We start from the raw sequence: 13,108 nt of genomic DNA on the forward strand, positions 1-13,108 counted from the left end.
AAACTCGATACAATCGCGGCCATGATTGCCGCACTTCTTTTTATCACCTGTCTGCTGTTGGTCGGAGTCGCTCTGCGAATCCGATTTGGGATTTTTCAGTGGCTTTATATCCCTGCATCCGTGATCGCAGGAATGCTTGGTTTAGCCGTGATCCAGCTTGCTCCGGCAACCACGAGCGGCACCACCCAAGCGATTGCCGCCACGCTGAGCGATTGGCCGAACCTGCTAATCGCGGTCGTTTTTGCCGGCATGTTGCTAGAACGCAAACCTACCGAACATCGAGAAAACGCAAGCAACGTGGGCCGCGAAGCACTGATGGTTTGGATCATCGTGCTCGGCCAGACTGCATGTGGATTGCTTGCCACATGGATCTTCATCCAACCTTTTTATGATCTTCCCAATTCGTTTGGAATGCTGATCGAAACCGGTTTCGCTGGGGGGCACGGTACAGCTGCAGCGATGGGCGAGGTATTCGCACACGAATCGATCGCACTGGACGGAGGCCGGGATCTTGGCATTCTGATGGCCACCGTGGGACTTGTTTACGGCGTGGTCAGCGGGATTGGATGGATCAATCTTGGTGCGCGGCGAGGCTGGTTTCCGACCAACCGCTTGGACCATTTGACTAATGACACTCTGCGGCTCGATTCGGTTACCCCCGAAGCAGCCGCGCCGCCGCCCCGTGTTCCGATCGGCTACGCCACCATTCGCGGTGAAACGCTCGATCCGCTGTTACTTCAAGCTCTGTGGTTGATGGCCGCGTTTGGCATTGGGATGGCGATGCAGCAAGCGGTGCTGATGACCGCAGCGGCCGCGGACAGTTGGTTTGCCAGCGACACGCTTCGCGACGCGGCGAACCAACAGTTGTCCACGCGGTTGTCGTTTTCGCGAATCCTCGATTTCCCGCTGTTCATCTACACCTTGTTCGGCGGGCTGATCGTTCGCCGCTGTACTCGGTTGCTGGGATGTGAAGATCGGATCGACAGCGATTCGATTGGGCGGATCTCGTCTGCGGCGATGGACGTGTTGGTGGTCGCCGCGATTGCGTCGCTGAACATTGCCGCGGTGGCAACGATGATCGTTCCCTTTTCGATCCTGGCGATTGTCGGAGCGATCTGGACCGGGGTCTGCCTGCTGGTAATTTCACGCTGGGTTCTACCGCCAGACCACTGGTTTGAACTCGGCTTGATCAACTACGGGATGTCGACCGGGGTGACCGCAACCGGGTTTGTTCTGCTACGGCTTGTCGATCCCGACTTGGATACCGACGCCGCGGAAAACTACGCACTCGCGGCTCCGCTTTCCGCCCCCTTTATCGGAGGCGGAATGCTGACGATCGGATTGCCGCTGCTGGTGCTCGAGCGAGTCCCACTGGGTACTACGTCGCTGGTTGCCGTGGGAATCGTGATCGCATTGATTGTCGTGGGACGACGCTGGAGACGAACCGCTACGGTTTGACCATGCCCAAACGCGTTAGCCAAGTTTGACACAAACTCGGCCACTGATTCGCTCCGTCAACCTTCTTGGCTAATCCCAGCCCGTGGGCTCCGTCATTGAACAAGTGCATTTCGACTGGCACTTTGTGATCAACACAAGCTCGGTAATACAGCAGACTGTTTTCAACAGGCACCGCAGTGTCTTTGGCAGTGTGAAACAAAAACGTCGGCGGTGTTTTCTCGCTCACCTGCGTCGGCGTGTCCAACGAATCCAGCAATGCGGGATCGGGATTGTCGCCCAACAAATTCCGTTGACTTCCCTTGTGGGTGTGCGGTTTACCAAGCGACAGCACCGCGTAACACAAGATGCTAAAGTCGGGACGCGAAGAAACGCGTTGCACCGGATCCTTTGACGACGGATCGGCATCGGCAAAGTGAGTCGAGACGGTAGAACAGAGATGGCCGCCAGCAGAAAAACCGATCACGCCAATTCGATTGGGATCGATGTTCAGTTCCTTGGCGCGAGCCCGCAGCGTTTGGATGGCACGCTGAGCGTCCTGCATCGGTGCTGGGTGTCCGTATCCCTTGCCATCGTTCCCCTTGCCACGCAAGCGGTAGGTGCAAATCGCCGAGGACATTCCCATCGAATGAAACCAAGCAGCGAACTCATACCCCTCGTGTCCCATCGCGTGCCCACCGTACCCTCCGCCCGGCAGGATCACGACCGCAGCGGTGGGTGCGTCCGAATCGGCTTTGGTGATGATCAACTGGGGCACATCGCCCTCTCCGGTCAACGTCACGCCCGGGATCCCATCAGTCCACAGCGGTTCGGTGGTATTGGCGGGCTGCTGGGCGGAAAGGACGGCGGCGTTTGCTAGGGAAAGGCAAACCAAGAGCGAAAGTGATTGCAACAGGGTAGGTCGGGTCATGGAGAGTCCTTGCAGTAAAAAAAGGGGAAGGCAGGGCATTATAGTCGTTGAGCGCTCCGCGATCAGTACACAATGTCGTTGATCGCTCCCGCGATCAGTACGTGAAGTGAGAAAAACCGTTCTACCCCATCCGCAGCTTGCAACTTTGACGCACGTTTTGATCGCGGAGCGATCAACGACATTGGGCACGGTGGTAGAGGTACTCGCCAGGTTTCAACCTCGCCTTACGGGGATTTTCTTCGATGTACTTAACCAGATACTCGTACTGATTGAGACTGCGGACCAGATGATCAAACGGCTCCTGCTGCCAAAAATGTCCCCGTTCGCCAATCGCTTGATGAATGCGAAATGCGGTGAAGTGGAGCCACGAATCAAACTGTCGCTCCATGGCATCCGCGTTGGGAAATGCCGCTAATAAATGCACGTGGTTGGGCATTACGACGAAGTCTCCCAATGCGTAGCGTTGCCCGTCAAAATGCATTAAGGCATCGCCAACAATCTTTGCCAGCTCGGGTCGACGCAACAGGCAACGCCCGCGACAAGTGTCGAGGAAATCCTCGCGGCAACGATTAAATTGCTTGCTAAACTCAGCATTCAGCGGTGCTTCGAGCTTCGGAAGGACATCGGACCAATGTCGCGATTGGAGTAAACCGCGCCGCTGGAGCCAATCATTTTTCTCACGATCCCATCGCTGCATCACACCTTTGGGAATGGAATCGATACAGCGAAACGTAGCGAACACAATCGCGCCCGCTTGAGACCAGTGGGGACGCAAGCGATCATGGACCAGCAACTCGGCCTTGGGGTCAAAAAAGTCGCCCTGCATGACGGTCTCAAGCTAAGAATCGTCATTAAATCGTCGTTGATCCCTCCGCGATCATGACGTGACGCGAATAGAAATGATCGATTCGCAACCTACCATTCTACAGCACGTTTTGATCGCGGAGCGATCAACGACATTGGCACCTGATTGGGAGAGGGGGCGGAAGCGAATCTGTCGCACTTATTTTTTCGGGGCTACTTGGGTAGGATACGCGAGCTGGCTCGCTATTTTGAGATGCCCTAAAAGCCGTTTAACTTCACACCCTACGATTCCCGATGTCCACTGCCGCCGAAGAACGATGGAGCCCGCCGCATCACAACAGCGGGCTGGGATGGCGATTGGCGACGTGGTGGATCATATTGCGAACCGCACTCGAGGAACGCTTGGTTTACCGGGGCGACTTTGCCCTCGGAACCCTGATGCGGTTCCTGCCGATCATCACGCAAATTTTCTTGTGGTACGCCGTATTCGATTCGATCGAGGCCAGCAAGAGTGGTGAGGAGGTCACGATCGGCAAGTTTGGCTTCAAAGAAATTATTGCCTATTACTTGCTAACGATGGTCGCACGGGCCTTTTCCAGCATGCCCAATTTGGCGTCCGGAATTGCGCAGCAGATTCGCGATGGCGAGATCAAACGCTATCTGATTCAACCGATTGACTTGATCGGGTTTCTATTATTAACCCGAATCGCGCACAAGTTGACTTATTACGTTGTCGCGATCGCCCCGTTTGCGTTGGTCTTTTTTCTGTGCCGCGGTTATTTCGTCGAGGGTTGGCCGTCGCTGCCCGTGTTCGCCGCCTTCTCCGCGTCGCTGATCATGGGTTTCTTGATCGGCTTCTTCATGGAAGCTTCGATCGGCATGATCGGTTTTTGGTTTCTCGAAGTTTCATCGCTACTGTTTGTGTTCATGTTGTTTAGCTTCTTTTTGTCGGGACACATGTTTCCGTTAACGCTGTTGCCCGACGGCATTGAAACGTTCGTCCAGTTTTTGCCATTTAAGTATTTGGCGTATTTTCCGGCAGCAATTTTCCTGGGCAAAGTCGAACCCGATGCATTGCCGATGGAATTGGCAATTCAGTTCGCGTGGCTGATCTTTTTTATCGTCGTGTGCCGGTTCGCTTATTCACGTGGCATGAAACGTTACAGCGGATACGGAGGCTAGACGAATGGCAGACAAAATCGCTGACGAGTCAGCTAAAATCGCGCCGAACTACTGGAAAGTGTTCCTGACGTTTGCTCGCAATTCGCTGGTGCGCGACATGACGTTCCGCATGAACTTCTTTCTGCAATGCATCAGCAGTGTCGGGTGGACGTTGATGAACGTCGGCTTCTACATGATCATTTTCCAGTACACTAATACGATTGGCGAAGGATCAGGCTGGGACCGCGACAAGTTCTTTGTCTTTCTCGCGACCACTTGGTTTGTTAACAGCTTGGTGCAAGCGTTTTTCATGCCCAATGCGGAAGAGTTCAGCGAATTGATTCGTACCGGCGGATTGGACTTTGCGCTGCTAAAACCGATCGACACTCAATTCCTGATTTCGTTCCGGCGAATCGACTGGAGTGCGTTATCAAATTTCGCAGCCGGCTTGGTGATTTTGGTCGCGGCTCTCTATTCGCTGGCGACGCGTGAAGTCAATCCGATGGTTCCCACGTTGTTCTCAGCGGTGCTGTACGTGGTGTTTATCGGCTGCGGCGTGGCGATCATGTACAGTTTGATGATCTCGTTGAGTGCGACGAGTATTTGGTTGGGGCGAAATCAAACGCTCTATAATTTCTGGTTTTACATTACCAACTTCAGCCGCTATCCGATGGAGATTTACAACCGCGGCTGGGGCACGCCGCTGTACGGATTCTTTACCTTTGTGATCCCCGTGCTGTTAGTGGTCAATGTGCCGGCAAGGTTGTTGGCCAAACCGATCCAGCCACGAACCGATTGGGAATCGATGTTGGTGGTGTGGGCCGTCGGGGCGACGGTGCTGAGCGTGCTGCTGAGCCGGTGGGTGTTTAAGAAAGCGCTCTTGAGCTACCGCAGCGCCAGCTCGTAAGCAGGAGGGGGTCCAAATCGGCGGCCCGCCCCCAGAAAGGCCCGCCCCCAAAAAGGCCCGTTGCCAATTTTGCCCATCCTGACTACCAATACGGTATGCCTATCGAGCCAAGCCGCAGCCGTTTTTCCAGTTACCGCGAAAAAATTCGCCAGCGCAATTCGCGTGCCAAGACCCCCGAGAGCCACTCCTATCATGGTTCGGGTCGAAGTGCCCGAAAACTCGGCACACGCGAGCGAGGTTTCTGGGAGCTGTTTCGCGAATTCATTCGCTTAATCAGCAGTTATCATCGGCAAATTGCGGGGGCGATCGCGTTGCTAACCGTCGGCATTGTGCTGCGGTTGATCCCACCGGTTGGCACGAAATTGGCCATCGACTCGGCACTTTCGACGCCCCGCAAACCGCTGCCGGAGTGGACAGCGGGGCTGGGTTTGCCGACCGAGCCGTTTTCACTGCTATTGGCGATCGCCGGAATCGTGACGGTGGTCACCATCCTGGCGACGATCGCCCACTTATCAAGCCGCTGGATCGCAACCAAATCGGTCAATCAGGCCCAAGTCGGAATCCGCCGCCGCGTGTTTGATCACGCGATCCGGTTGCCGCTGCAAAATGTCTACGACATGAAAAGCGGCGGCGTGGCGAGTTTGATTCGCGAGGACGCCGGGGGGGTTGCCGAGCTGATCTTTAGCATTCTGTACAACCCCTGGCGGGCGATCGTTCAATTCATTGGCAGCCTCGTGATCCTGATGCTGGTCGATTGGAAATTGATGCTCGGCGGACTGCTGTTGCTGCCCGTGGTGTGGGTCACGCATCGCACGTGGATCAACCGTATCCGGCCGCTCTATAAAGACATCCGCATGCAGCGGCAAAAGATCGATGCCGGCGCTACCGAGACGTTCGGTGGCATCCGAGTCGTACGAACGTTCGCGCGAAGCCGCAGCGAATCCTCGCGGTTTGTTCGCGAAGGCAGCTTTTTAGTCCGTCAACAACTCTTTACATGGTGGTGGACGCGGATCATCGAAACCGTCTGGGAAGTCATCATCCCATTGGCATCGACCGGATTATTGCTGTACGGCGGCTATCAAATCATCCAGGCCGAGTTGACACTCGGTGACCTGATGATGTTCTTGGTTTACTTGACGATGTTGTTGGACCCGCTCGCCACCTTGGCGGGCAGTGCGGTCGGATTTCAGAACAATCTTGCAGGACTCGACCGGGTGCTGGATGTCTTGGAGATCGAAGAAGAATTGCCCAGTCGCGCCGAAGCGGTCACGCTTGATCGTAATCGTGTCGAAGGAAGAATCTCGATCACCAACGTCTCGTTCTCGTACCCAGGGTCCGAAACCCAGGTGCTTAGCGACATCACGCTCGAGGTGGCTGCGGGCGAAACCGTGGCGCTGGTCGGACGTAGCGGAGCGGGCAAGACAACGCTGACTAACTTGATCGCCCGGTTCTATGATCCCAACTCAGGTTCGATCCAGATTGATGGTCGAGACCTTAAAGACATCCAGCTCGAGAGCTATCGCCGACTGCTGGGGATCGTCGAACAAGATGTCTTTATGTTCGACGGCACGATCCGCGAAAATATCGCCTACGCAAGACGCAACGCGACCGATTCGCAGATCGCCGAAGCGGCACGGGCTGCTGCGGCGGACGAGTTCATCAATGCGTTACCCAAGGGCTACGATTCGATCATCGGCGAACGAGGCGTCAAGCTTTCGGGGGGCCAACGCCAACGATTGGCAATCGCCCGGGCCATTCTTGCCGATCCTCGAATCTTGATCCTCGACGAAGCGACCAGCAATCTGGACAGCGAAAGCGAGCGACTGATTCAGCACAGTCTTGCCGATCTGCTGAAGGGACGCACGGCGTTTGTGATCGCTCACCGCTTGAGCACGATAGTAGGAGCCGACAAGATCGTCGTGCTCGAAGATGGCCAGATCGCCGACGTGGGAACCCACGAACAATTGCTCAGCCGAGTCGGTCATTATCGCGACATGATCTACCTGCAGATGAACGAGACGCTTCCGGCAATCTCGTCATCTTGATTTTGGTGCTCGAAACGGCAGTCCCGCTACGGCAAAAATGAACTAAGATACAGAGACGCAAGATCGTAATCGTTTCTTGCGGCTCTCGTCCCTGAGAGGGTATCTGAAAAGGGGTCTGCCCCTCTCCGGCGAGGCAAAAAACTCAACACAACGACTCGCTTTTAAAGGGTCAGCCCCCTTTTCAGATGCCCTCTATGTTTATTTCGCCTCTTGCTCGCCATATCCTGCACATGAAGATCAAATGTCCCGCCTGTTCTGCGGTCTTGAACATCCCGGAATCCGCTGCGGGAAAAGTCGTTAAATGCCCCTGTGGAAAGCAATTACGAGCCCCCGGCGGGGCCGCAAAACCGGTCGCCGCAGCAGCGGCACGCCCGGCAGCGGCGGCGAACCCCAACCGTGCTCCGGCACCACAGCGTCCTGTCACGCAACGTCCCGCACCGCAGCCGGCCGGTCCATCGATGGGCGATTTTGATCCGGCGATGTTTGACGAACTGACCGACGACGACTTGAAACAACCGGTACTCGCCGTATCACGCCCCGGTGTCGCACCGGGCTCAGCCCCAGTTGGCGGCGGCGGGATGAATCCTTACGCGGTAGGGGCCGGGGGAGCAATGCCTTCGCGTGGCACCGGCAATATCGCCAGCGTCGGAAAGCGCATTGGTGGCGCTTTGATTGATGGTTTATTCAATGGAGTCGGTATGCTCTTGGCGATGGTATTGGTCGTCGCTTTGGCTCCTGCAGCTGAAGGTGCCGGTGAACAAGCCGCAGCAGGAATCGGATTGATCTTATTGATGGCCTGCGCTTTCATCATGTCGGTCCCGTTCATCATCAACATGGTGCTGATTTCGATGTCGGGGCAAAGCCTAGGCAAGAAGCTTGTAAAGACGCGAATCGTGGACAAACAATCCGGCGTCCAAGTTAGCTTTTTGCAAGGAGTGCTCGTCCGAAACATTGGTTTTGGCGCCATCACTGCGATCCCCATGATCGGCGGCTTCATTGGGTTGGCCGACGTGTTTTATCTGTTCACGCAGGATCACGAAACGTTGCACGACAAACTCGCAAAAACTGTCGTGGTCGACGCCTAATTGCCGATCACGCCCAACTCCGCCACCGTCGCAAAGTCGCGTCCGTCCTGTTCCGAGGTGGCGCGCAGCAAGACGTAACGCCCCGAAACCGGATTACACGGAATTGTCTGTGGCGTTCGCGTCTTGGCGAGCTCGGCTTTGACAACAGGGTCTCCGAAATGGTCCGCGGAATCGCTGACACAGAACTCGATGTTCTTGATCGCTCCGTTCCATCCGCCGTCTTGTCGAGCCAGATAAACAAAGCCTTCGATACGGTGCACGGCGGCTAAGTCGATCACCAATTCATGAGGGGGCGGCGTGATGCCGCCACTGAATTTGGTATGCCACAGCGTCTCGGGATCGCCGTCGATGGCATTGCCAGCGAACTTGCGGTTTCCGGCGTTCTCGCTGCTAAATCGCACCACGCTCCAATCCTTGTTGGGCAACATGCCCTTGGTCGGCATCGTCATCGCGGATTTATTTTTGCGAGCTTTCTTTTCGGGCGGCTTGCCCCCAAATTTCGCCGCACGATCACGCTCGTGCAGCTCCCTGGACTCGAACGTGCCTTCGACCACTGGGGTATGAGCTTGTTCAGCAAAGGTTTTGAGTTTGGCAAGCATGCTTGGGTTCGTCTCGGCAAGGTTCATCGACTCGCTGACGTCGCGATCCAAATCGTACAGCTCCCAGTCGCCCTCCTTTTTCGGTTGGATTGCTTTCCAGTTCCCCATCCGAACGGCGGTCTGACCTCCGATTTCCCAATACAAATACTCGTGTTTCGCCTGCGGATGTCCGGCCGCAGCTTCGCCGATTAATTCCGGCAAGATGCTGATCCCATCGATATCCGCCGGAGCGGTTGCACCGGTCACCTCGGCAATCGTCGGCAAGACATCGGGAAAGTACCACAGCAGGTCGCTGACGGTGCCGGGTTCAATTTGGCCAGGCCAACGTGCAACGACGGGAATCCGCAGCCCGCCTTCGTACAGGTTTCCTTTCTTGCCACGAAACTCGACTCCCGTGGTCGGATGTTTGTTGGCTCCATGCACCCCACGTGGCTGTTCTTTCGAGGCAAAGTAGTCCGCACCTCCATTGTCGCCACTGAAAAATACCAATGTGTTTTCTTCGAGCCCCAACTCTTTGACTAAGTCGAGAACCTCGCCGACTTGGCGATCCAACATCGTGACCATCGCGGCGTAACGTTTTGCTTGCTCGGGCAGTGCCAAGTCTTTGTAAATCGCCCAGGCGGGATCATCATCGGGAATATCGAAAATGCCGTGCGGCGGAGTGACCGGCAAGTAAGCGAAGAAAGGTTGGTCCTTGTGTTCGCGAATGAACTTCGTCGCCTCGTCCATGATCACGTAGTGCGAGTAGGTGTCACCGTCACTGTTGCCACGGTTTCCCGCCAGCGGCATTTCTTCGCTGTTCCGCAGGATGTAAGGCGGATAATACGAGTGCGCGTGAACTTGATCGTAGTAGCCCACGAACAGATCGAACCCATGTTTCTCAGGCACACCCGTGGATCCACGTCCACCGCATCCCCATTTCCCAAATCCTCCCGTGGCATAGCCAAGCGGCTTCAACATCGATGCGATCGTTTCTTCGTCTGCTCGCAGCGGTGTTCCGCCTCCGTTGGACCGCACCGACGTGTGACCGCTGTGTTTTCCGGTCAAGAAACAGCAACGAGTCGGGGCACACACCGACGATCCCGCCAACCCTTGAGTGAAGCGAATGCCTTCGGCCGCCATGCGATCGATGTTGGGTGTTTGAATGATCGGGTTGCCCATATAGGAAGGCTCAAAATAGCCGAGTTCGTCGGCCATGATGTAGACCACGTTGGGCGGTGTGGTGGGGGTGCCGGGCCGCGTCGTTTGAGCAGCCGCATGGCAGGCGAACGACAGAAAAAACAATCCCATCACATGGAAACGAAGTTGGTTTTGCATCGATCGGGCTGGCATATTCAATGGGGGAAGGGGCGGGTTGAGTCGCAGTCGAGCGACACGCAGCGGGGCGACTCGACAGTCCTCTACGATACTCGATCGCCACGCTCGATGCTGCAACCGATGCCGCCATGCCCGTGTCCGCGGGGACCTGGAATCGACACGATCGCCCGCGTTTGCCGAGTCACAGCTCAGGCATCACGATATCCCTGGTCCAGCTGGCCTGGGGTTTGCTATAGTGGGCACTCTCAACACCCACCTCCTAAATCCTTCCTGCAAAGCTCGACCCTACCCATGAAGTCTATTGCCAAAGTTGCGTGCGTTTCGTTGCTCGGGGCCTCCACTCTGCTGTTGAGCTCTTTCGCGGTCGCCGGCGATGCCGATTGGCCGCAATGGCGAGGCCCCAACCGCGATGGCCACGCAGCTCCACAAGAATTGAAAAAATCATGGGATGACGCCGCCCCCCGACTTCGCTGGTCATTCACCAGTGCGGGACGTGGCTACTCGGCCGTTTCGATCGTCGATGGACGACTCTATACGATGGGAACACATGATGAAAAGTGTTTTGCCATCTGCCTGAACGCCAAGACCGGCGAAAAGATCTGGGAAACCGAAGTGGCTCGCGGCAGTACTGCGGACGACTACAACCACGGCTGGGGCGGCGGACCGCGTAGCACGCCGACCGTCGATGGCGACCAAGTCTTTGTGCTCAGCGATATCGGACAACTCGCGGCGCTTTCAAAAGCGGACGGCAAAATCCAGTGGAGCACCAATTTTGTCAGCGATCACGGCGGCAAAATTCCCGTTTGGGGATACGCCGAATCACCGCTGGTCGACGGCGACCGAGTCGTTGTGACACCGGGCGAAGCCAATTTCATGATCGCACTGGATCGCAAGACCGGCGAAAAAGTTTGGAGCAGCCAAGGCATCAACGCTCCCGCACAATACGTTTCGATCATCAAAGGTGATGTTGGCGGCAAGTCGTTTTATGTGACCGCCAGCAAACCAGGGTTGTTTGCCGTCGATACCCAATCAGGAAACCAGGTTTTCAGCGACTCGACCACGGGAAATAACGTCGCAGTGATCCCTACCCCCGTGCTGTCGGAAAACCTGCTGTATCACACCAGCGATTACGGGGCGGGCAACACGCTGCTGAAGTTGAAAGCCGACAGCGACAAGATCGCAGCCGAATCGGTTTACCACTTGGCCGGAAAATCGATGATGAACCATCACGGTGGCGTCGTGCTGCATGACGGAGTGATCTATGGATGCACCAGAGCCAACGGCGGGATGTGGTTGGCACAAGACTTGGAGAGTGGCGAAACCTTGTGGGAACAAAAGATGCGTCCCAACCACAGCGGATCAATCTGTTTTGCCGACGGCATGTTGTATTGCTACAACGACGAAGAGGGATCGGTCGTCTTGGTCGAGCCGAATCGCGCCGAGTGGAAGCCCAAGGGCACATTGACGCTGCCACGCGAAACCGAACTGCCGCGAGACAAAGGAGCCATCTGGGCGCACCCGGTGGTCGCCGACCAGATGCTGATCATTCGCGACCAAGACTTGATCTTTGCCTTCGACATTGCCCGCTAAAGAGCGGATTTCGATATGGAATAGGCTTCCCAGCCTGTCATCGCATCTAAATTTTTTCGTAGCGAAACTCGCCAAGAGTTTCGGTAACGGCCAGGGTGGCCGAAAGTCTTCGCGACTTTCGCTACTCGGAACCTATGACAAGCTGGAAGCTTATCCCACATTTTAACGCTGGTAGATCGGCAGGTAGCCGCGATCCAACTGCAACATGATCAAGTTGCATGCAGTCACGTAGACCGGGTGAATCTGGCCTTCCCAAAAACCGTCCGGTCGCTGTTCGCTGACGATGCGGTCGTACAAACGATCACGGAAGGTCGTCCACAACTCGTCACCTTGGCGATAGACCACTTGGCTGTAGTACAAATACGTGTAGTGCCAATGGCCAAACGCTCGAGTGGAATCGCTGATGTCATGCAGTGATTCCTTGGCATAGGCCAGCATCTCGGGAACATGCTCGCTGTCGTAATCACCCGCGTTATACAGTGCGGCCAATGCGGCAGCGGTAATCGCTGGCCGGCTGCTTCCTTTCTGGCGACTGCTATAGCTGATCCCGCCATCGGGGTTTTTGCACTCGTAAATGTATTCTTTCGCTTTCGTGATCACCTCGGCGCTAACGGGAATCCCGGCGTTGCGGCAACCACGTAGCCCTTGCACCTGAGTGATCGTGGTCGAGCCTTCGTCAAAATCATTTCCCTCGCGAGCCGAGACGTACCCCCAGCCACCCGCGGCGGTTTGCGCATTCCCGCTGAACTCCACCGCCTTGCTCAACACTTCGACCAATTCTTCGCGGCGATCCAACAGCCCTTCTTCGCCCAAAACTTGCGACAAGAACAGCATCGAAAAGCCGTGGCCGTAGGTGTAGCGGGGGTCCGACTGCGGATCTCCGATCAAACCGTTGTCGCGGCTCTTGCTGATCAAATAATCGGCGGCTCGGGCGATCTCTTTCGCGTAGGGCCCCTGAGTCGTCGTCGATCCGCTGCTGATCATCGCCGTGCCGGCCAGCGCCGCAAGTGCGGTGGGATAGGCCTGGGTGTTCCACTGACCACGCGAGGATTGGGTGCGGCTGAGCCAATTGAGCCCCTTGGTGATCGTGTCATTCCAGCGTGGATCACGGGCGGCGTAGGCTGTCCGCGAACTCGCCGCCGTGGCTCCGGCAACCGACAGAACCGCAGCAGTACGAAGCCAGTCTCGGCGTGATGTTTTTTGCGTCATGAGAATGGTCGGTGACGTGTTGAAGG

The 13,108-nt window shown here is 56.2% G+C and carries 10 protein-coding genes; 6 read left to right on the forward strand and 4 right to left on the reverse strand.

The features are described from left to right. The first annotated feature begins 21 nt into the window (after window positions 1-21). Window positions 22-1,458, forward strand: a complete 1,437-nt coding sequence (locus tag ABX962_RS04275; protein WP_372716947.1) for a sodium/glutamate symporter — start codon at window positions 22-24, stop codon at window positions 1,456-1,458. Here ABX962_RS04275 and ABX962_RS04280 read toward each other — a convergent pair. Both ABX962_RS04280 and ABX962_RS04285 read right to left on the reverse strand, forming a co-directional pair. Then, entirely contained in the window at window positions 1,448-2,365 is a 918-nt protein-coding gene (locus ABX962_RS04280; protein WP_372716949.1) for an alpha/beta hydrolase, read from the reverse strand. The two genes, ABX962_RS04275 and ABX962_RS04280, sit on opposite strands and share 11 nt — an antisense overlap. A 172-nt stretch (window positions 2,366-2,537) precedes the next feature. Continuing rightward, the gene (locus ABX962_RS04285; protein ID WP_372716951.1) at window positions 2,538-3,191 is read right to left on the reverse strand and encodes a transposase; all 654 of its coding nucleotides are present in this window, start codon (window positions 3,189-3,191) and stop codon (window positions 2,538-2,540) included. A gap of 272 nt (window positions 3,192-3,463) precedes the next feature. Here ABX962_RS04285 and ABX962_RS04290 point away from each other — a divergent pair, with 272 nt between their 5' ends. From ABX962_RS04290 to ABX962_RS04305, 4 genes are all read left to right on the forward strand, one after another. Beyond that, window positions 3,464-4,351 (forward strand): ABC transporter permease, encoded by an 888-nt coding sequence (locus ABX962_RS04290; protein WP_372716952.1) that lies wholly within the window; start codon window positions 3,464-3,466, stop codon window positions 4,349-4,351. Window positions 4,352-4,355: 4 nt separating this feature from the next. Further along, the gene (locus tag ABX962_RS04295; protein ID WP_372716954.1) at window positions 4,356-5,237 is read left to right on the forward strand and encodes an ABC transporter permease; all 882 of its coding nucleotides are present in this window, start codon (window positions 4,356-4,358) and stop codon (window positions 5,235-5,237) included. 95 nt (window positions 5,238-5,332) lie between these two features. Continuing rightward, complete coding sequence (locus tag ABX962_RS04300; protein ID WP_372716956.1) at window positions 5,333-7,282, forward strand: ABC transporter ATP-binding protein; 1,950 nt, start codon at window positions 5,333-5,335, stop codon at window positions 7,280-7,282. A gap of 194 nt (window positions 7,283-7,476) precedes the next feature. Further along, complete coding sequence (locus ABX962_RS04305) at window positions 7,477-8,367, forward strand: RDD family protein (RefSeq protein ID WP_372716958.1); 891 nt, start codon at window positions 7,477-7,479, stop codon at window positions 8,365-8,367. On the opposite strand, the gene ABX962_RS04310 is transcribed toward ABX962_RS04305, so the two are convergent. Further along, window positions 8,364-10,283 (reverse strand): sulfatase-like hydrolase/transferase, encoded by a 1,920-nt coding sequence (locus ABX962_RS04310; protein ID WP_372716959.1) that lies wholly within the window; start codon window positions 10,281-10,283, stop codon window positions 8,364-8,366. The two genes, ABX962_RS04305 and ABX962_RS04310, sit on opposite strands and share 4 nt — an antisense overlap. A gap of 291 nt (window positions 10,284-10,574) precedes the next feature. On the opposite strand from ABX962_RS04310, the gene ABX962_RS04315 reads away from it, so the two are divergent. Next, complete coding sequence (locus tag ABX962_RS04315; protein WP_372716961.1) at window positions 10,575-11,873, forward strand: PQQ-binding-like beta-propeller repeat protein; 1,299 nt, start codon at window positions 10,575-10,577, stop codon at window positions 11,871-11,873. A 162-nt stretch (window positions 11,874-12,035) separates the two neighbouring features. Here ABX962_RS04315 and ABX962_RS04320 read toward each other — a convergent pair whose 3' ends face one another. Beyond that, complete coding sequence (locus ABX962_RS04320) at window positions 12,036-13,082, reverse strand: prenyltransferase/squalene oxidase repeat-containing protein (RefSeq protein WP_372716963.1); 1,047 nt, start codon at window positions 13,080-13,082, stop codon at window positions 12,036-12,038. Window positions 13,083-13,108: the final 26 nt, after the last annotated feature.

It is taken from the genome of Novipirellula sp. (assembly GCF_041583735.1).
Taxonomy (GTDB): Bacteria; Planctomycetota; Planctomycetia; order Pirellulales; family Pirellulaceae; genus Novipirellula.